The following is a 20,803-nucleotide window of genomic DNA, read 5'->3' as shown; positions in this document are numbered from 1 at the left end:
TTCTAGTTTCTCCTGGAAAACTTGATGTAACTTCAAGCAGACCCGCGGGCCTTTTAAGGCCCGCGGGTCTTTTTGTAAACCCCAGAGGATTTTCGCCCCTTCCTCATCCGTATTGCCCATCGATAACCCCTGCCCTCGTCGGTGCCGGCAGAACCCTTTGTGCCTGGACCGCCCTTCAGGTGTGCCTCCTCCCGCCCTTGGTTCAAGGATGCATGGGGCCGCTTTCAGTGTAACGCAGCCGAAGATCTGCCGGTCGTACATGCCTGGATCCGGGACAGGAGGGCCCCCCGGGTCCATATCAATTGCTTTTGACATTTAACGGGATATGGCATAGGATCCATTGGAAATATCCGGGGCCAACGGCCTCCATGAAGGGACGATACACCATGGGATGGAAAAAAGGCTGCTTCCTTGGTTTTATTGCCGCATTTCTGGTTACACTCCTGTGCCAGTCACCCGTCCGGGCGGAAACGGGAGAGAAGAAGACCCTGGCCCTTCTTCCATTTGTGCTTTATGCGGACGCATCCAAGGCATACCTCAGACCGGGCCTCAAGAGCATGTTCGTCTCCAGGCTTTCGGGAGAAGGGATCGAGTTGGTGCCGGATGATGAGGTTTCGGCCCTCCTGGGGGCAAAGGAGAAGGAGCAGGGGGTATCTGATCCCAAGAGGGCCAAGGAACTTGCCCTTAAACTGAAGGTCGATTTCGTGGTGTATGGTAGCGTCACGGCCATGGGACCTGCATACAGCCTGGATCTTTCCATATTGGACGTCAAAAAGGGCAAGGTTACCAGGGTCTCCGAGTCCACGGAAGAAGACCAGCTCATCACACGTCTTGCGGACGTCGCCTACCAGTTCAGGGCGGCCGTTGAGGGGATCGACATCCGGGCACTCCGGATGGCCCGCCTCCGCGGGTTGTCGGCCGATGAAAGGGCTACCAGGGGCCTCTTTTTCAGGCCTGACGCGGAAATGGCATCGATTACCCCAACGGGCAGGATGCCCCTCAGGGTAGAGGTCATGGCCTTCGACATGGGTGACCTTGACGGGGACGGGGAGACGGAAATGGTGGTGCTGGGACGCCGGAAACTGCTCCTTTACAAGAAGGAAGGCGATTCATTCGCCCTCAAGGGTACCTTGGAACCGGGCATGGGAGAAAGTTTTCTGAAGGTGAGCATCGGGGACGGTGACGGTGACGGGAGAGGGGAGATCTATCTCACAAGCCAGTACGGGCTCAGGGCCCGGAGCAGGGTATGGGAGTGGAAAGGGGGTTTCAGGGAACGCCTTACAATCTATGGACACCTTCAGGTGATCAGGGTACCCCACAGGGGCCTGGCCCTTATCCTCTTCCAGGACACCGCGACCGATGACTTTTTTCACGGAAAGAAGTATGTCATGGAATACGCCTCCCCGGGGAAGCTGGTCCGCAAAGAGGCCCTCAAGGGCCTGAAAAAGGCACAGTTTTATACCCTTACCCTCTATGACCTGAACCGGGACACGATCCCTGAATTCCTGGGACTGGACAATGACTCATATCTGTGTGTTTGGAGCCGGGACGGAGATGTGTTGTGGAAGTCCACGGACAAGGTAGGGGGCACCAACAATTATATTAAGCTTCGCCAGAGATCGGAGATGAGTTTTATCCCCCTGATTCTTTTCAACAGCCGGGTCCTTGTCACGGATATCGACAAGGACGGCAACATGGATGTCCTGGCAATAAAGAACATCCCCATGATCGGGCACCTGGAGCAATTTCAGGTGTATGTCAAGTCCAAGTTGATCGTATATCGGATCAAGGGAACGGACTTGGTCCCCTCCCTTTCAAGCATGAAGATGAATTATTGCCTCATGGACATGCAAATTCAAGGGCAGACCCTGTACCTCGCCGCCCAAAAGCCGCGTCTTTCAAACATCGGGGAGGGTTACGGAAGGATCATGTGGTTCGAATAAGCCTTATAGAGGGGCAGGTTCGGCCGCAGGTTGTTTCGCAATGGCGCTCATGGGAGACCGGCCGTCACCCCCTGGTGAAGTCGTGGAATTGGCCCCTGCGGTCGATTTTATCCCCCACCGTGCTCCCGCAGAATTGGCATCGGTATTCGTATTTGTCTCCCTCCGGAAGGATCAGGAGGAGGGACTTTCGAACGGGTACGGCACGACGGCATTCCGGGCAATAGAGTTCCGTGGCCTCGAATTCATCGAAATCAGCCCTCTGGTTCCGATTTATCGGAGGATCTGGAGGCATGAAACCGAAACGCCCTCTATCAGCCATGGCTACGCTCCCGGATTGTTTTGGATTAAGGAAAATAATCGGCAATCGACTGTTGAGACAAAAGAAGAGATTTTTGTCTTTGATCAGAGTCGCTGATAATGAATTTATTATAATCATCCCATCAAGGGGGAGCAAGGTATCGAGGGAGAAATGAAGGTTCTTTGTATTGATCACATCGGCGTGGCGGTCAAGGAGATCTCAAAGGCGGGCTCATTTTACACGGACATTCTCGGGCTGAAGATTGAAGGGATCGAGACGGTGGACGATCAAAAGGTGAAGGTCGCCTTCATCCCCGTCACGGACACGGAGGTGGAGCTTCTCGAATCCACCCGGCCTGATGGTCCGGTTGCGAAGTACATCGAGTCCCGGGGAGAAGGGATTCAGCACATCGCCTTCCGGGTCGAAAACCTTGAGGCGGCCCTCTCCGAATTAAAGGAGAAGGGAGTTCGCTTGATAGATGAGAAGCCACGGCAGGGGGCCGGCGGAGCGAAAATCGCTTTCATTCATCCCGGGGAGACCCGAGGCGTCCTTGTGGAACTGTGTGAAAGAGAGAAGAGCTGAGCGAAATTCACCCGGCCTCGAAAAGCACAGCCCCGAAACTTACTGATGAGCGGGTCGCCTCCTCGTTCCAGGTCTCGTAGTGGAGGAGCCTGCCTTTGCATGGCGGCAATATTTCGCAAAAGCAGGCCATGACCGAAAATCCGCAGACATTGAATCGATCCTGAACCCTGCTTGATTCTTCCCACAACCTGTCAGCATCAAGCATGCAAAATGCCTCAAGCAGTGCCCTGTCGTGTTCTCCGGCCTCTTTCTGAAGCGCCGGGGCGGGCGCGTCATGGCCGAATTTCGGACCTACGTGGGAGAGATCAACGCCTGCAATGAAAAGAGTCTGCCCCCCTGGTCCCGAAAAGGCCTTCCTGAGCCGGTCCAGGAAAGGGCCGGCCCGATCCAGGTAGGCTTGGCGCGAATAGCTGGGAAGACCCGCCAGCAGGGATCCGCAAAGGATGGGAACCAGCTTGAAGGCACCTGCCCCTAAAAGATATTGCAGGAAGAGGAGCTGAAATTCAATGGAATGCTCTGATCGGTGGGCGATGTCCGAATCGGCCAGGATCTCCGCCCCGGCGTGACGGAGGTCTTGAACCAGGATCCGGTCGGTTTCGGTTTTCCCCAGGGGGGTCTCGAAGTCCTTTTCGGTGATGGCGAACATCCCGTCTTCCATCCGGTGCCCTACGCCGAGGACCACGACCCTGGGATATTCCCTCCCGCGAAGGGTCCGGTAGGCCGTCCCATATCCGTTCCTGCCCACGGAAAGGTCGATATGGGGGGCCGCGAGGGCGAGGACCTTTCCCTGGATGGCCTCACTCGACGGTCCGGAATTCAGGATTTCTTCCAGGGTTTGCATCAAGGTAGGGCCCTCCGCCGGGTAAGCCGCACCGCAGTGGGAGCACGGCCTTACGGGCTTTGAACGGAATTCTTCGATGATTCGGTCCCGCGCCTCCCGGAAGCGGGGTGAGTCCAGGATGTAAGATTTATCGAGCCGGGCGAGCAAGCCCATGACCTCATCTGACCCCACGAGCACGCCTCCCTGCTGACGCATTAGATCCGTCTGCAGATCCCTGAGGCTCTTTGTGCCGTCCAGGAGGCTCATGAAACGGTAAAGGGAGAGGGGCACACTGGTACCTTCGGGAACCAGCCCCAGGGGATCCCTGAAAAGGACAAATTGTCGTCCTTCATGGAAAACCGGAAAACATTCCAGATCTTTTCTGATGCCGGGCAGTTTTCCTTCCATCATGCCTCGAGACCTTTGAAAAACGCCCCCTTTTGCCCAATCTTCCGCCTTCGCTATGGCTACGGCGTGACAAGTCCGCCAGACAACGGCGGACAAGCGGCGTCAGGGTTAGATTTTAATGTCCCAGTCTGTGAATGGGAGAACCTTGGGCTTTCCAGGCGAAAACTTTAGTTGGATCGTTTTTTTAGTAAGGTTCAAGGATTCAAGGGGCCCAGGGTTCGAGTGAGAAACCGGGATTTAAAGAAAGATGTTTTCCACTTGACCCCTTGAACCCTCGACCCCTTGGCCCCTAAGCTTACGGGTTCAGCCGATAGCAGTTTAATCCTCGAAATACTTCGATGTATGGTGCCTCTGCCGCTTGGTATCCTAAGCGGGGCGGTTAAAATTTTCGCCTTCCTTGACCTTGAACAAAATTGAACGTTTTTCAAAGGTCTCGCCTCACCGCTGAAAGGGTATTTGAAATGACGACCGCCCATCAATATTTTCATCGATCACCTCTCCTGTCAACGGATGATGGCATAGAGGTGGATTTTCAGTTCTTCATCTATTTTTGGTGACGGATTCGTGGGGATTGATGTATAAATGACATACCCTGGAACTCCGGATTTTCAAGTAACAGGGAGACTCCTGTGTTTTAGGCCTGCGACGAAATGGCGGGAGACAGGCATTTGCCCTGGGAGCGAAACCCTTTTTAGGAGTGTTCCCCGGGGATGTGGAAACCTAGGCCCCACGGAGTCTCCTCCATATCTTTTTAACAATGTCTGATCTTGAAACAAGGAAGGGACAAAAATCACTCTCCCCCCACAGTGTTACGGGAGTGATCCTGGCAGGAGGCAAGAGCCTGCGTTACGGCAGGAACAAGGCCCTTGTCGAAATAAAGGGGGTCAGGCTCATTGATCGGGTGGTGGGGGTTATGTCAGGTATTTTTCATAAACTGCTCATCGTCACCAATACCCCGGAGGAATATGCCTACCTCCATATTCCCATGGTGGAAGACCTGATCAAGGGACTCGGCCCTCTGGGGGGGCTTTACACCGGTCTCAAGACCATTTCGGACGAGGCCGGGTTTTTCGTGGCCTGTGATATGCCTTTCATCAATTCCAGCCTGATTCGTCACATGATAGAGACCGGGAAAGAGTTTGATGCAGTCGTACCGCGGGTCGACTGGAAGATAGAGCCGCTTCACGCCCTCTACCACAAGACCTGCCTCCCTCTCATCGAAAAGGCCATAGAGGAGGAGAGATATCAGATCATCAGGTTCTTTGATGAAATCCGGGTGCGGTATGTCCGTGAGGAAGAGATCCGCCGGTTTGACCCCCACCTGCTAACCCTAATCAACATCAACAAGCCGGAGGAGTTGACCCGGGCCGCAAGGCTTGCACGTTGAAGGTCCGGGCGTGGTACAGGGATTTTCCTGTGGGGCGGTTATGAAAGCCTGCCCTTTTCCCGGGCCAACCACGAACCCGTTCATTCAGGAGTCCAGGTGAGCCATGATAGAACTGATCGTTTCCGTGAGCTTTGCCGTCATCGTTTCGGCGAGTTGTTCCCTCCTCGAAGCGGTACTTTACTCCACACCTATCCGCCAGATAGAGGCCCTGGTTAATCAGAAGCGCCGCAGCGGGAGGATATTGAAGGAGATGAGGGAGAAGGTCGATCGGCCCATTTCGGCCATCCTCTCCCTGAATACGATCGCAAACACGGCCGGGGCGGCCTTTGCGGGATCGGCGGCCACGGCCGTTTTCGGTGATCAATGGCTGGGATACTTTTCGGCCTTTTTCACCCTTACCATCCTGATCTTTTCGGAGGTCATACCGAAGACCGCCGGGGTGGTCTATGCCCGCTCCCTGGCACCCCTGATCGCCCTTCCCCTGAAATGGCTCGTTATCTTCATGTGGCCGGCTATCTGGTTGTGCGGGCATATCACAGGCCTCCTGGCAAAAAATCGGCCCCAGGAATCCGTTTCGCCGGAGGAACTCAGGATCATGGCCCGCCTGGGCATGAGGGCGGGGGCTATCAAACCCTATCAAGAGAGTGTGATCGACAATATCCTTTCCATGGAAACCAGAAGGGTCAAGGATGTCATGACTCCCAGGACAGTCGTTTTCTCGCTCAGCGAGCACATGACACTGGAGGAGGCCCATCGACAAGCCCCTAAATGGGAACACAGCCGGGTGCCTGTATACGACAAGGACAAGGAAGATATCGTGGGTATCGTCCTGACCAAGGAGGTTTTCATCGCCCTCGCGGAAGGGAAGCGGGATGTGAGGCTCACGGAAATCATGCGGCCCGTACATTTCGTGGTGGAAAACGCGACCCTGAACAATGTCCTCATGGAATTCATGGGAACCAGGGAGAAGCTTTTCATCGTGATCGACGAATACGGGGGGCTCTCAGGGTTGATCACCCTGGAGGATATCCTGGAAGAGATCCTGGGAAGGGAAATCGTGGATGAGTCCGACGAGGTGGTGGATAAACGGGAACTGGCCAGGAGGAGAAAGAGCCGCCTCGTTTCAAAGTCCCCCAAAAATTTTGATTCCACGGGAAGCGAAGAGCCGGAACGGTGGCCTTAAGCCAGGTTCCCCGTTGTCGGACGGGGAAGGGTTTGGGGATTTCCCGTCCGGGTTTTTCCGGGAGTAATCCACCGCCATGGAAAAGGACACCATAACCTTATGTTCTCCGGATGATCGGAAGACCTGCTTTGGTTGTTGCCCCCCGATTCGGCCCCCCGGATACGAGCATGTCCAATACCGCGGCATGGTCCAGAGGATGCTCAGGGAGAACACCCGGACCTTTGATAAGGCCGGGAGGGACGTCGTCCCCATCACCGGTTTCAGTTGCTGGGCCTTGGGGTATCTGGATCCGGACTACAGGCGGATCGGTTGCCTGCTCCACCCGGCCCGAAACGGCGGCCGTGACCTCCGCTACCGGGTGGACTACGGCGAGAAGTGCAGGCGGGAGACCTGCCCCGAGGCAAAAACCTTCTCCCTCTTGGACGAGAGGGAGAAATCATTCTGGATGAACCTGGCCGATGACCTGGACAGCTTCTCCTTTTCCAGCAGGAAGAGGAATCCCCTCTTCACCTTGCTGGGGTGGGGCCCCCGCCTGTTGCAGTGGATTGCCGGGAAGGAGAGAGGGAAACATTTCACGGCCGATCTGTTTTTTAAGACCTACCCCTTTTTCAAGACAACCCTCTCCCCCAGGGCCAACGCCTACCTTTTATACAGGGGGATGACCCCCGATACCCTTCATCTCCTTAAGGAGCCAGGTTTCCGAATGGAATTCGAGGATTTCTCCGGAAACGTGGCCGCGGCCCTGGCCGGGGGAGCCCCGGAGACACCGGAAGGTATACCCATTTTTCGATTATCTATGGACGAACACTTTCGGGATCTGTTGAGGCTTTTCCTGCGGCGCTCCCGAATACCGGTGGAAGCGGCCCTCTGCCTTAAGGCCGATGTGGACCGGATGGTGCAATCCTTTTTTTCTTCCCGGTAAGGCCCATTGATGGAAAAGGAGATCATCGAGCTGATCGAAGAAAAGGGGCCCATGACAGGCCAAGAACTCCTGGAGGCCACCTCGATGAGCGGGATCGTTCTGTGGCGTTCTTGCAAGGGATCCAGCCGTATTGTGGTGCGAAACGTGGGAACCCGGTACCTGCGCCTCGATTCCAGGATCGAAGGATACGCCCGGCTCTCTCCCTCCATCCTGAGAGAGTTCCTCACTTACTCAGTAGTGGGTCTCCCGGGGGATCCCGCGGCCCTTGCCCGTAAGGGGGCCGCTCTTATCTCACGGATCGAGGAGATCAGCAGGTCGAAATTGGACCTGGCTTACAATATCGTCTCTTCCCTCGCGAGCCGTTTCCGGGACGAGACCGATATCAAGGAGCGGGCCTGTTTTATCTTGGCCGGGGATATCGTCTACAACATGGCCCACGACGTTCCACGGCCCGAGAGGAGCACGGGGAGGATGGTCCGGGGAAGCGATATGGATATAGTTGTAATCGTGGATGATCTCTTCCCGGATTCCATGGCGAAGCGGCTGGATGAGGCTATCTACCGGGAAAAGACCCGTCTCCTCATGACTCCACACCTCCGTGAGGAAATTGATTATGTGGTAAAAGATTTGGATAGGGTGAGAGAACAGCTTCGTTTTGACACCTTCAAGCGGATGGTGGCCTGCAAGATCCTGAGCGAGGGTCTTTTTCTCTATGGGAGCGAAGCCCTCTTCAGGGAGGTCAAGGCCTTGCTCAGGGAGTATGGGGTGGAAGAAATGCTACGAAACATGGAGAGGAGATCGATGGCCTTTCGCAGGAAAGCTGAGGAGATACTGCTCAGGGAAGATCTGGAACGGATTGAGGAGGAATTTCTCTATCTTTTCTATCCTGCTGAGGAATCGGAGGAGTTCGAGTGAGACATTGTAGCCATATTGTAGCGGTTTTCTTGCTTGACCCCCTCCTTTACATCTCCTATACTCTCTCTCGCCTCATTTGGGAAAGGTCTCATTCCGAAGCGGAATGGTCGTCGATCTTATGCCCCTTGTGGAGAAGCAAAACTCATTTGAAAGGGAGGCCCCCTAGGAACAGCGTCTTGCCCGGAAGGCCTGAAACGATCCGGGATCCATGGATGCCTCCAGGGGCCCGCCTGTCACGAGAACACCGAAAGATGTGTACGGGGAGGTAACCAATGGGAAAAGTAGGAATTATCGGCGTCGGCCAGAGCGCCTTTGTGCGGGGATATCCCGGATCGATCAGGGAGCTGGCCTTCGAAGGATTCAAGGAGGCCATGGCGGATGCCCGGATCAGCGTGGAAGATATTGATGCCACCGTCATCTGTTCGGCACCGGAATATGACAAACAGAGGTCCCCGGCAGGGGTCATCGCGGAGTACCTGGGGCTCACGCCTCAGCCGACCCTCTATGTGGAGACCCTGTGCTCATCCAGTAGCACGGGACTCAAGCTGGCCTATTCCCTCGTGAAGTCCGGCCTCCATGACGTGGTGATGGTGCTTGGCTTCCAGAAGATGTCGGAGATCACCTCAGCCGAGTCCCAGGAGAGAATGGGTCGGGGGGCGGACATTCAATGGGAAAGCCCTTTTGGAACCATGATGCCCGCCTATTACGCCCTTCATGCCAGGGCTCATTTTGAAAAGTATGGAACGACCCCTGAGGATCTCGCCCTGATCCGGGTCAAGTCGGCCACCTACGGCCAAATCAACGAAAAGGCCGTTTATCGCAAGCCGGTGACCATGGACATGTTCAATGATCCGGAAAGCCCCATGTCGAGCCCTGTAGCCAGCCCCCTGAGGGTTGGAGACTGTTGTGCCAACGCGGACGGATCGTCCTGTATCATCGTGGCGAATGAGGAAAAGGCCAAGGCCTTTTCAAAGAAACCGGTTTGGATCCTGGGAATCGGCGCGGCCTCTGCACCCGTTAATATGGCGGGAAGAGACATGTTCACAGGCCTGAACGTAGGTATTGAGGCCGGGAGACAGGCTTACGAGATGGCGGGGATCACCCCCAAGGACGTAGATGTAGCGGAAGTGCATGACTGCTTCACCATCGCGGAGATGATGGCTTACGAGAATTTGGGGTTCGCCGAACCGGGCGAGGGCAAGGAACTGATCAAGAGCAAGGAGACTTACAAGGAAGGGAGCATCCCGGTAAATGTGGACGGCGGACTTCTTTCCAAGGGACACCCCATCGGGGCGACGGGCGGTTCCCAGATCCGCACCATCGTTTTGCAGCTCAGGGGCGAGGCCGGCGAGATGCAAGTCAAGGACCCCGCGATTGGGCTCATCCATAACATCGGCGGAGTGGGCCTGTACGGAAACGTCACGATTCTCGGGAGGGAATAGAAATGGCCAAGAGAGAAGTAGACGATCGATTCAAGAAGTTCGGCACGGTGAGTTTCACCGCCATCACCAAAACTAACGACTTCATCCGTTTCCTGGAAGACGGAAAGGTCGCCGGTACTCGTTGCAAGGACTGCGGTCTTACCTTTTTCCCTCCCAGGGCCGATTGCTACCATTGCCTTTCCAGCAATATGGAATGGTTTGAGATCACGGGAACAGGGAAACTTCTGACCTTCAGTAAGCTGCAATACGGCCCCGTGGGGTTCGAGGGTGATCTGCCTTACACCATTGCGCTCCTGGATTACGGGGATTACAAGGTGTTTGGAAGGATCGCCGACGGCATCAAGGATGAAGAGCTTTCCGTGGGACTCGAGATGAAGACCGTGGTGAATAAGCTTCCCGGCGGGCAACTCAACTATGTTTTTGAAAAGGCTTAACCGCGGGCGGCCTGTCCTGGATGATCTTCGCCCCCCGCCTCCAGGCGGGGGGCCTGAGCGGCGGTTTTCACCCCCACCCCAACCAACCATCCGTTTGCCTGCCGACAGCAGCCTGTGGATTCCACTTATCCCTGTGCAAGGTGCGCCGCAGGTATCTCAATCTCAGGAAACGGCGGGCCGGAAAGAGGGTCGTCAGGGATGTCTCCATCGACGGACGAAAAACCGGGATGGCTGGAAGTTTCCATCGAAGCACACCCCGACACCCATGAGGCCCTCGGGAACTTTCTCTTCGATCTCGGATGCCGGGGTATGGTGACGGATGACTTAGGGAGTCCCCTTCTCAAGGCTTACTGGCCCAGGAACAAAGAGCCCGGCCTTCTGAAGAAGCGCATCCATGCCTTTTACCGGGAACTCGCTGAAATCTTCCCGGAAGCACGCACCTGCCGGGTGAGGGTCCAGGATCTCCCTGAGGGGGACTGGAACCACTCATGGCGGCGTTTTTTTCAATCCCAACGAATTTCTCCCCGCCTCACCATCCTCCCCGCCTGGGAGGAGGTTCCGGAGAATCCCGGAGGCCATATCATCCATATCGACCCGGGACCCGCCTTCGGTACGGGACAGCATCCCACGACCCGGATGTGCCTGAGGGCCATGGAACGATTCACCCCCGATCACCCCTGGTCCATGCTGGACGTTGGCACGGGGAGCGGGATTCTCGCCGTTTACGGGGCCCTGCTTAAGGCCGAGAGGATCCTGGCTCTCGACATGGACCCGGAGGCCTTGCGCTGGGCGGAGAAGAACATCTCCCTTAACGGCGTTTCTCGTTCCATCGAACTCTCTCCCCTCCCCTTGTCAGAAATCCGGGAACCCTTCCACCTGATTACGGCCAACATCCTCCTGGATACCCTGCTGGAGCTGCTTCCTTATTTTCCAAGGGTACAGGAACCCCGGGGAATCCTCATCCTTTCAGGCATCCTCGAGGAGCAGGTATCGAGGATGGAAGAGGCCCTTTATCGGCTCGGTTACCGAAAAGAGGAGATCTTCCTGGAAGAAGAATGGGCCTGCCTCGTGGCCTGTAGACCCTGATGGTGGAGGTTCTCTCGTGAGACGCTTTTTCGTGGAAGAGATCAAGGAGGAAGAAAATGGACTTTGTGTCATCGGGGGAAGTGAGGCCAGGCACATCCTGAGGGTCCTTCGGATGGGGCCGGGGGACCGTTTTGTCCTTATGGACCGGAAAGGATCCCGGTATCAGGTTTCCATTCAATCCTGCAGCAGAAGGGAGGTCACGGTCCTCCTCGAGAGGCCCATCCCCTCCCCCGCGACCTCGCCGGCCGAAATTACCCTGTGCCAGGCCATCCTGAAGTCCCGTTCCATGGATCTCCTTGTTCAGAAGGCCACGGAACTGGGGGTACACAGGATCGTTCCCTTTGCCAGCGAAAGGACCGTGATCAGGCTCAAGGGAGAGCAGTTCGCCTCGAAAAGCCGACGCTGGAAGGAGATCGCCCGTAATGCCTCCAAGCAGTCCGACCGGGAAAGGCCCCTGGAGATCGGCCCGCTTCTCGGTTTCGAGGAACTGCTTGCCTACGGGCGAAAGCGAAGTGACCTGAAGCTCATGCTCTGGGAAGGGGAGCAGGATCAGGATCTCAAGGCGGTTCTCTCCCGCCATCCGGATTCACGGAGTTTTTTCGCCATCGTGGGCCCGGAAGGCGGCTTCACGGAGCAGGAAGCGGCCTTGGCCCGGAAGAGCGGTATCATAGCGGTTTCCCTGGGAAGGAGGATTCTCCGGGCCGAGACGGCCGGTTTGGTCCTTGCGGCCATTCTTCAGTATGAAAGGGGAGATTTGGGGTCAGTGGCCAACGAAACGAATGCAATGGCGCACCAAGGCGTCCTTGGCCCCCCTGCCCGCAAAGGATTAGATGAGGAGATATGCCCGTGATTTAAGTCCCTATACACCAGGCTTTCAGCCGATATCTCCCGGATCGGCGCTGCCACTTGAATGAAGTGTGGGCACGAGATATTCATTGACGACCACCTTTTGCTTGCCATCTGCTAATAAGGTTTTTTAAGCGATGAATTGTTCGGTCAAGGCTGTCAGAGCGCTTGCGGGCCACCTCAGGTCGCCAATGCTTAGAGACAAATTCGATTAAACGTGAAGAATAGGCAGGTCCAATTTCCCTGCTGCTGCCTGGTCTTGGCACCATATCCTCACGGATATTACGACGTCGAGATTGACGGGCAAGATTGACAATCGTTGTTTTGGGATTGCCCAGGGTTTCAGGATCTTTCGGGATTTTTGAGTATGACACACTAAGGAAATCAGCCATGCTCTCACGGTCTGCCAACAACCACGCTTCTACTTCATGTACTGCAACGCGGATACACATATGTGATCCTGGTGCGGGGAGCCACGTATTTCGCAAAAGCGGTGCACAATCAAAGTCCTGGTCCAAATCTACGAGAACAAGCCATGGGGAAAAACGGGCTGCATTATTATAACCTTTAATGCCTTTATGAAGTCGAGGTTTGCCGTTCTTTCCATAGACAGATCCCAATGACGCGTTCATATTATGTAAGAGCCTACGAATCACTGCCTCATCAACCATCCCTTCAACAGCAGCCGAAATAACAACCACTCCTGACATCTCATGCATCTCCAAAGAGCATAAGTTGTTCCGGGTTCTCTGGCCGAGTTTTGGGCATAACAACATCGGCGAGGGTTATCCCTCCTTCCAAGAGCACGGGAATTTCTTCAAAAGCATCCGCCGTTTTTATATCCGTTCCTTCGGTCGTGGGCTTCAATAACAAGACTTCATCCAGTCCGATTCCTTCGTCCCGCAATAAGTCTGAGGAATGGGTGCTGACAATGATTTGTCTTTTGCTTTGACGTTGGAGCCGGGCAAACATCTGTGGCAAAAAGCGGATGATTTCGGGATGCAGGGAAAGTTCTGGCTCCTCAAGAAGTAGTGGTCCTGTTCCAGCCAGTGTGGCCCACAGAAGGCCCATTAACCGTAAAGTTCCATCGGAAAACTCCTTTTCGGTTTGCCATGCTCCTTTGAGCCTCCAGTGTTCATGTTTGCCGCGTAAATGTGGAGTACCTCTTTCATCGCGCCAAATCTCTATCTTTCCTAATTGTGGCACAGCCACGCGAAGGGCTTCCTGGATTTTTCTCAGATGCGCATTGCGCGTTTTCTCCGCAGTTTTCGCAATCTGATCCAGAAAATCACCTCCATAGGGATCGCTGGTCCTACCTATAGAACGGTCCGGTTCTCGAATGAGTTGTGGAACTATGTGAAGGTATCGTATCGACTGAAAAATCTCGACGAGTTCACGGAACTGACGGTTTACGTTAACTTGCTCCAAATATGTCTGTGTCAATCGCTCGGTATCTTGGCGATCATCTTTATCCGGGCGCTCAAGAATTGTCCGGCCGTCACAAATTACTTTTTCTTTACGAACTAATGGACGACGCTGGCTGTCCTGGTGAAAACGCAATTCGTATTCCCAACGAGGTTCATCCTGTCCGCTTTTTACAACGACGGAGATGGCAATGTCGGGGTTGCGCCGTGCAGCGAGACAACGAATGGCACTTACCCCTCCTCGTCTGTTTATGGCCTCTTGAAATCCTCCGCCTGAAGAGGCAAGGTCGCGCAGGAATCGAAACACATCAAGAAAATTGGACTTGCCGCACGCGTTAGGGCCCACAAGAAAAACACGCCTTTGAAGAGGGACCTCCACGTGGGCGAAATTTTTCCAATTCTCAAGCGATATAGCGATAAATCTCACTGCAATCTTTTTTTTCTTGTTCATATTCAATCTTTCAAGTCAGGCTCAAACCGGGAACCCGTCAGGGAGGTAAGGAGTCGTCGCTACACACGGACAAATTCCGGCCCTCTATTCAACAACGTGGATGCCTGTTCCATTTGGCATTCTGCGTAAGACAGCCAAAATTATCGTCTTTTTTGGGCTTGAACAAAATTGAATGTTTTTCAACCCGAATCTTGCAAGTACATGGAGAAGCCCTGCCACTTGCAGCTATGGAGACGAAATCCTTTCCCTGATTGAGCGAAGCTGAATTTCCGAGCCAGCAGCCGGTAGGCCCGGGCCGTTGGTAGAGACACCCTTGCGAGATCCGGATTCAAAGATCTCGACCCGTGTTCCAGCTGCGAGATATCCACGGATTTTTCGCTTGGTTCTTCCGGGAGATGAGATCATCGCGGATAGACTCGTTTTCTGCAGTGAAATGCCGCGGGGAGGAAGCGTTGGGAATCCCTTCGGCCCTACCTCAAATGAAAGGCCGGGCGAATTCCGCTGCCCCTCCCAATTGCTCCTCGATTCTCAAGAGCTGGTTATACTTGCAGATGCGCTCTGAACGGCAAAGGGATCCTGTTTTGATCTGGCCGGTCCCTGTTGCAACGGCTAGGTCCGCAATGAAACTGTCCTCGGTTTCCCCTGAACGATGGGAGATTACGGCCCGCCAGCCCGCCTTATGGGCCATTTCGATGGCCTCGATGGTCTCGGTCAAGGTGCCGATCTGATTCAGCTTGATCAGGACCGCGTTGGCGGACTTCTCCTTGATACCCCTTGCAATCCGCTTCGTGTTGGTTACGAAGAGATCATCCCCCACGATCTGGACGCGGTCTCCCAGCCTCTCGGTCAACTTTTTCCATCCCTTCCAGTCGTTTTCCGCGAGTCCGTCCTCAATGGAGAAGATGGGGAAACGATCCACCCAGTCGGCGTAAAAATCGATCATCTCCTCAGCCCTGAGCCTGGAGCCGTCGGATTTCCAGAAGACGTACTTTCCTTTCTGGTAAAAGCTTGAGGAGGCCGGGTCCAAGGCCAGCACGACGTCTTTTCCGGGCTTGTATCCCGCTTTTCGGATCCCGGCGAGCACCATCTCCAGGGCCGCCTCGTTGGACTTGAGGTCCGGGGCGAATCCACCTTCATCCCCTACTGCGGTGGAAAGGCCCTTTTCCTTTAGCACCGCGGAGAGTGCATGAAAGACCTCGGCCCCGATACGCAGGGCCTCCCGGAAGGTCTTCCCTCCAACCGGCATGATCATGAATTCCTGGAAGTCCACGTTGTTCGCAGCGTGAAGACCCCCGTTCAGGATGTTCATCATGGGCATGGGCAGCCGGCAGGCGTTGGTGCCCCCGATGTACCTGTAAAGGGGCAAAAAGAGAGAATCGGCGGCCGCCCGGGCCACGGCCAGGGAAACCCCGAGAATGGCGTTGGCCCCGAGTTTCCCCTTGTTGGGCGTCCCGTCGAGCTCGATAAGCGTGCCGTCGATCAGGCGCTGATCCGTCGCATCCATCCCGACCAAGGCAGGCGCGATGATTTTGTTCACGTTGCTGACGGCCTTCTCGACTCCCTTTCCTCCGTAACGCTTTTTTCCCTTGTCCCTGAGCTCCACGGCCTCATACTTTCCCGTGGAAGCGCCCGAGGGGACGGCCGCACGCCCGATGGCTCCATCTTCGAGTCGAACTTCCACTTCCACCGTGGGGTTGCCCCTGGAGTCAAGGATTTCACGGGCCACAATAGCTTCTATCGTTTCCATGTCTATCCTCCTTGCTTGTGAGACCGAAGTTGCCCGCAGGCGGCCTTTGGGCCCGCGGAATTGCGGCGTCAGGCTCAAATTTCAATCCTCAAAATACTAAATGTATTCCTGCGGTTGAAATTTTCGCCTTCCTTGAACTTGACCAAAATTGAGCATTTTTCAAAGGTCTCGCCCGATAGGGGAAATCACATACCTGAAATCATAGTGGAAGCCGGAGCCATTGACAAGGAGTAAAAATCGGGGCCCGCGGATTCTGCTCCCATATTTTAAGGTAAGACCGTTCTCTCAACAAAGCCCCGTCTCGTGTATCTCTCCACGACCCTGGACTCGATTCCGTCCGCTCGAAGCCTTCTCTTCTGCCTTTCGGCTCCGATCCGCGTCAGGTAGGCACCCACGTAAAGCCTGGTTCGGCCTCCCGGTTCGGGAAGGGTGTAAGGGCAATACCCGAGTTTTCTCAGTTGATCCATGCGATCCTTCAACTCGCCGGCATCCGAGTACTCCCCCACCAGGTTGGCATACCGGGTCATCTTGATCTCCGCTTCCTTAAGGTCCAATCCATTCAGGACGGCTTCCGCCTCCATCCTGTCCCTGAAGGTGCCGGCATAGACCCGATACCACCAGCCCTTTTCCTTGAAATACACGCGGGTCCAGTAAGGAGACAATCCTTTCCTGCTGTAAATGGAGACGGCCTTTTCAGCTCGTTTCAGGGTCTTGAACGATCCCAGGTAAAGGGAGTAGGGCAGTAGGGACGGAGGACTGGAAGAGATGGGAGGAGAAGGAGTTTTTTCCTTTGCCATGGGAAGAGTCTGGACCTTGGGCGGATTTTTTGCCTTTTCCCGGGAAGCAGACGGGGCGGATGAAGAGGCGGTTACCGGCGGAAGGGCTGGAAGCGATTCGGTTGAAGTGCCGGATGATTTCAGTGTTAATCCGGCCTTATCGGTTTCGGAAGGGTGTGTTTTATCGATTTCCTGCTTTTCCCGGAAAGCAGCCGGATTTGATGAGAGGGAATCATTCGGAACAGGAGTATGATCGAGTTGCCCCCCAAGCCAGAGAAGACCGATTCCCAGGAAGAAGAGTCCTACGATAAGATGGGGTGTTCTGGGGGAGGGTAAGGCGCCAAGAAGACTCCCATCCCCTTTCAGAGGAACAGTTCTATCCTTTTCACGGGAGAAATATTCTTTCCCCGTGCGGAGGCTTTCCTCTCCAGGCTCCGATGGAAAGGGAGTTTTCGTGACTCTCCAATTTCCGTTCCAAGACCCGAGCCGCCCCCTGATCCCGTTGAGAACGAGGCCCAGAGGCGGACATTCCGCCCGCCCGAGCACCCTTGATGCCCTTTTGAGCAGCCTCCCGGCTGTCACCCCGATCCCGTGAACCAGGAGGACCTCGTCCGCAATGTCGCCCAGGAGAAACACTTCGGCCGAGGAGAGGCAGACGGGAGTGTCCAGGATGACCAGATCGTAGGAATCTTGGATTTCTTTCATTAATGTCCCGAGGGGCCCGGATTGAAAGAGCCCGATGGGATTGGAAACGGGGCGTCCGGCCGTCAGCAGATCCAGATGGTCCAGGCCCCGGACCCTTATGAGGTCATCAGGCGTCAAGGATCCCATGAGGAGATCCGTCACCGTCCTGCGGGCATCCCGCCAATGTATGGCTCCGAGCAAGGCATCGGAGAGGCCGGGTTCTTCTTTGATGCCGAAGAGCCTTGCGATACGGGGCCTTCTCAGGTCAGCGTCCACCAGGAGGGTCTTGATCCCCGCCTGGGCCGATACAAGTGCCAGGTTGACGGCCGTAAAGGTCTTGCCCTCCCCTGAAGAGGCGCTGGTAACCAGTAAGGTTTTCTTGATACCTTTTCCTCCCTGAAGGACATTGACCTGGAGGGCCCGAAAACTCTCCGCCACCTGTGAGTCCCGGGAGAGATGATCGGCCAGATAAGACCGGAGATCAGGGGCTCCCCGAGACCGTTCACCCATCTCCCCGGGATGGTCGGGGAGGGACCCCGCCCGGGGAATGACTCCGAGGACCGGGATCTTCAAGGCCTTCTCCGTTGCCTCCAGGATTCTGTATGGGAAACTGAAGTGTTCCAGAAAGAAGATCGTGGCAAGGCCGATCACCAGGCCGGCCATGGCCCCCAGGATGCCGGCAGCGGCATGGTTCGGGGTACTCACCGGCTCCCGCGGCAGAGACGGGGGTTGAAGGATCTTCACGCTCCAGTCGTCTCCCGAACCTCCCGCAAGCATTTCAACCTTTTTCTTCTCCAAAAGGAGGAGGGTTTCCCGGCGGCCTTTCAGTTCAAGCTTCAGTCCCTCGACTTCCAACCTCCTCTTCAGGAGGGATTCCAGCTCAAAGGACAATTCCGACTCTTTTTCTTGGAGCCCTTTGATTTCATCCTCCATTCCCCGAATCCGCCGGGAAAGGAGGTTCGTCATTTTTTGAGAGATGGCCTTTATCTTCCGTTCGAGTTTGCTTCTTTTGGGAATTGGTGGATTTCCAAGGGCCTTCGCCCTCTCCTTCAGCAGGGCGAGCAGGGTACGGTTCAGCTTGGCATATTCCGGGCCCGCCTTGTCGGTATGGAAATCCACGGAGGGCGGCTCAAGATGCCGAGTGAAGACCTGGAGACGGGACAAGACGGCTTGAAGTCGCTGTTTTTCCAGGAGCAGGCCCCGAGATTTTTCCCTTATCCGCTCCCTCTCCCTGGAGAGACTTTTCCCGCGCAATTCAGGGTCAAACACCCCGTTTTCCAGAAGGTAACTTTCCAGGGATTCCCGGGCTTTTTTAACCTCGAGGCTTACCTCCTCTATTTGTTTTTCGATGGCCTCCAGGGATTTTTGCAAGGAGCTCTTGGCCGTTTTCTCCCGGTGCCTGAGATAGGCCCGGACCAGGGCCTCCGCCATGTTTCGGGAACGGCGGGGATCATCAGCCGTGACCTCGATTCCTAGGGTGGATCCCCGTGGGTCTGCTTTCACCGAAAGGCGGGAGAGAAGTTCCTCGGCCCGCAAGGCCGATCCGGGATCGAGTCGCCCATTGCCCCTTGAAGGTGCCTCGGGGATCTCTCCGAGGGCCGCCAGGGCATCCAGGATGAGGCCGGGGCTCCTGATGACGGAGACCTGGGAGAACAGGTATTCTTCCCCTTGGAGAAGCGGCCCTGAGGAAAGTGATGAAGGAAGAAGAGGTCGTTTTTCAAAGAGGAGGGTGCAGCGGGATACGTAATGAGGGGACGGGGCCGTCAGGAAAGAGTATAGGAGAGACGACAGGAGGCAGACCACAACGATCAGCACCAGCAGAAATACTCTATGTCTGACGGCGTGTCGAATCTCCAGGCCGTAGAGTTCTTTCCAAGACAAGTTGTGTCGCCCCTCTTTTTTTGATGTTTCCTCCCCTAAGCCCGGTCTACAGGCGAGACCTTTGAAAAACGCCCCCTTTTGCCCAATCTCTGCGCCTGCCTGTGCCGGGCCTATCTGCCGTTCCGACAGGACAGGCAGGCACGGCAGACAGGTCAGACTCAAATTTTAATCCTCGAAATACTCCAATGTATGGATGCCTGTCCCGCTTGGCCCCCAAGCGGGGCGGTTAAAATTTTCGCCTTCCTTGATCTTGAACAAAAACGAACGTTTTTCAAAGGTCTCCGGGGAATCCCCGCCCGGAAAAAGCCGTCTTAAAGCCGCCTCCTCGAAGGGTCTTCGGGGGGCCCGATGGAGAGGAAATCAATGTCCTGCCAGGACGCTCTCATCCACCGCCTCCAGGATGGAAAGCTCGGGATGGTCAACAAGACGGATGACCTTCCTGTCCCTCAGGGGAGCGTTCCGCCCGTCCTGGAGGAGTTCCAGGGTAGGCCGCAGGGGCTGTCCGGGGTCGGTGGCGATGACCCTGGCTATGAAATCGTTGTTCAGTCGTACCAAGGTGTTAAGGGGGAAGAGGGAAATGTGCTCCAGGAAGACCTTCAGCACCTTTTCCGGAAACAGGGTTTTTCCTTCCTTGAGGATCAGCTTGACCGCGTCGGCGCGCAGGAACTTGTCACGGTGCGGCCTGCGCTTGATCATGGCTACATAGGTGTCTGCCAGCCCGATGATGGATGCCGGTTCTCCTATCTCTTCCCCTTTCAGTCCCTTCGGATAGCCCGATCCATCGGCCCGCTCATGAACCTGGAGGGCCACATCGGAAACCCACTGGAACGGCTCACCGAGTCGGGAAAGGATCTCTGCGCTCAAAATGGGATGTTCCCGCATCAGGGCCATTTCCCGCTCATCCAGCCGGCCCCGCTTCTCGATGATGGATTCGGGAATCTTGTACATGCCTATGTTTTCAAGGAAGGCTGCGAGCCCCAGATCCAGGAGTTCCTGCTTTCCGTAACCCAACCCGGCTCCCAGCTTGAGGGCCACGATGGTCACGTCAAGGATCTGGGAGAGGATCTGTTCAGGATCTTCGGGGCTCATCATGGCATACTCAAAAAGATCCTCGAGGAGGTGATTTTCCAGGACATATTCGAGATCGGACAGGATCCCGGCGGCGTCAAGATCCTGGTCCTCCCGAACCCGTTTTCTCGTCTCCCGTGCCCTTTCCCGAAGCCTTTCATAAGCCCGGCGGGCATTGGGCTCTTCTCCGGAAGCCTCAGATGCCTCCGAGGTCTGGGATGGCTGATCTCCCTCCACCTTCCGGATGTCGAACTCGCGGAACCACAGGTCCTTATCCTTGTTCCTGCTTCGAGAAGAATCCTTATCCATCTGCTTCTTCTCCCTGAACCTCACGATATCTGAAAAACGCTCCATCCTTCCCTCTCCGGTGGTGGCGGGGACAGGAAGGGGTGTTTGCCCGTCCTTGAAATGAAGGGAAACTGTTCGAGGACCGTTTGATCCGTTTCCGGGAGTCCCAGCGGGTGAAGGTATATCTGACGAGGCACCAGTCCTCTTTTCCGTATCAT

General features: G+C 55.5%; 17 protein-coding genes. 10 read left to right on the top strand and 7 right to left on the bottom strand.

The features are described from left to right. Nucleotides 1-386 precede the first annotated feature (386 nt). A complete protein-coding gene (locus JRF57_08870) occupies nt 387-1,943 on the top strand; it encodes a hypothetical protein (protein MBW2303809.1) in 1,557 nt (518 codons plus the stop codon). A 64-nt stretch (nt 1,944-2,007) separates the two neighbouring features. Here JRF57_08870 and JRF57_08865 read toward each other — a convergent pair whose 3' ends face one another. Beyond that, nucleotides 2,008-2,235: a cytoplasmic protein gene (locus JRF57_08865; protein MBW2303808.1), complete on the bottom strand. Its 228-nt coding sequence runs from the start codon at nt 2,233-2,235 to the stop codon at nt 2,008-2,010. Between the two features lie 177 nt (nt 2,236-2,412). On the opposite strand from JRF57_08865, the gene mce reads away from it, so the two are divergent. Continuing rightward, entirely contained in the window at nt 2,413-2,823 is a 411-nt protein-coding gene (mce, locus tag JRF57_08860; GenBank protein MBW2303807.1) for a methylmalonyl-CoA epimerase, read from the top strand. 7 nt (nt 2,824-2,830) lie between these two features. Here mce and amrB read toward each other — a convergent pair whose 3' ends face one another. Further along, complete coding sequence (gene amrB, locus JRF57_08855; GenBank protein MBW2303806.1) at nt 2,831-4,054, bottom strand: AmmeMemoRadiSam system protein B; 1,224 nt, start codon at nt 4,052-4,054, stop codon at nt 2,831-2,833. Nucleotides 4,055-4,808: 754 nt separating this feature from the next. Here amrB and JRF57_08850 point away from each other — a divergent pair. From JRF57_08850 to JRF57_08815, 8 genes are all read left to right on the top strand, one after another. Then, nucleotides 4,809-5,438: a molybdenum cofactor guanylyltransferase gene (locus JRF57_08850; GenBank protein MBW2303805.1), complete on the top strand. Its 630-nt coding sequence runs from the start codon at nt 4,809-4,811 to the stop codon at nt 5,436-5,438. 103 nt (nt 5,439-5,541) lie between these two features. Further along, entirely contained in the window at nt 5,542-6,621 is a 1,080-nt protein-coding gene (locus JRF57_08845; protein MBW2303804.1) for a DUF21 domain-containing protein, read from the top strand. Between the two features lie 76 nt (nt 6,622-6,697). Continuing rightward, nucleotides 6,698-7,543 (top strand): hypothetical protein, encoded by an 846-nt coding sequence (locus tag JRF57_08840; GenBank protein ID MBW2303803.1) that lies wholly within the window; start codon nt 6,698-6,700, stop codon nt 7,541-7,543. Between the two features lie 9 nt (nt 7,544-7,552). Beyond that, a complete protein-coding gene (locus tag JRF57_08835) occupies nt 7,553-8,458 on the top strand; it encodes a hypothetical protein (GenBank protein ID MBW2303802.1) in 906 nt (301 codons plus the stop codon). Nucleotides 8,459-8,730: 272 nt separating this feature from the next. Continuing rightward, nucleotides 8,731-9,900 (top strand): acetyl-CoA acetyltransferase, encoded by a 1,170-nt coding sequence (locus JRF57_08830; protein MBW2303801.1) that lies wholly within the window; start codon nt 8,731-8,733, stop codon nt 9,898-9,900. Nucleotides 9,901-9,902: 2 nt separating this feature from the next. Beyond that, the gene (locus tag JRF57_08825) at nt 9,903-10,334 is read left to right on the top strand and encodes a Zn-ribbon domain-containing OB-fold protein (protein MBW2303800.1); all 432 of its coding nucleotides are present in this window, start codon (nt 9,903-9,905) and stop codon (nt 10,332-10,334) included. A gap of 198 nt (nt 10,335-10,532) precedes the next feature. Continuing rightward, a complete protein-coding gene (gene prmA, locus JRF57_08820; GenBank protein MBW2303799.1) occupies nt 10,533-11,420 on the top strand; it encodes a 50S ribosomal protein L11 methyltransferase in 888 nt (295 codons plus the stop codon). 16 nt (nt 11,421-11,436) lie between these two features. After that, entirely contained in the window at nt 11,437-12,270 is an 834-nt protein-coding gene (locus tag JRF57_08815; GenBank protein ID MBW2303798.1) for a 16S rRNA (uracil(1498)-N(3))-methyltransferase, read from the top strand. An 82-nt stretch (nt 12,271-12,352) separates the two neighbouring features. Here the strand turns inward: JRF57_08815 and JRF57_08810 are convergent, their stop codons facing one another. From JRF57_08810 to JRF57_08790, 5 genes are all read right to left on the bottom strand, one after another. Further along, nucleotides 12,353-12,976 (bottom strand): hypothetical protein, encoded by a 624-nt coding sequence (locus JRF57_08810; GenBank protein ID MBW2303797.1) that lies wholly within the window; start codon nt 12,974-12,976, stop codon nt 12,353-12,355. A gap of 1 nt (nt 12,977) precedes the next feature. Then, a complete protein-coding gene (locus JRF57_08805) occupies nt 12,978-14,141 on the bottom strand; it encodes an AAA family ATPase (protein ID MBW2303796.1) in 1,164 nt (387 codons plus the stop codon). Nucleotides 14,142-14,616: 475 nt separating this feature from the next. Then, entirely contained in the window at nt 14,617-15,888 is a 1,272-nt protein-coding gene (gene eno, locus JRF57_08800) for a phosphopyruvate hydratase (GenBank protein ID MBW2303795.1), read from the bottom strand. A 266-nt stretch (nt 15,889-16,154) separates the two neighbouring features. Next, on the bottom strand, nt 16,155-19,229 hold the full coding sequence (locus tag JRF57_08795; protein ID MBW2303794.1) for an SPOR domain-containing protein: 3,075 nt from the start codon (nt 19,227-19,229) through the stop codon (nt 16,155-16,157). Between the two features lie 360 nt (nt 19,230-19,589). Then, on the bottom strand, nt 19,590-20,651 hold the full coding sequence (locus tag JRF57_08790; GenBank protein MBW2303793.1) for an HD domain-containing protein: 1,062 nt from the start codon (nt 20,649-20,651) through the stop codon (nt 19,590-19,592). Nucleotides 20,652-20,803 lie beyond the last annotated feature (152 nt).

The organism is Deltaproteobacteria bacterium (genome assembly GCA_019310525.1).
Classification (GTDB): domain Bacteria; phylum Desulfobacterota; class DSM-4660; order Desulfatiglandales; family HGW-15; genus JAFDEE01.
The sequence above is the reverse complement of the archived record's forward strand: the minus strand, read 5'-3'. Positions and strand labels throughout refer to the sequence as shown.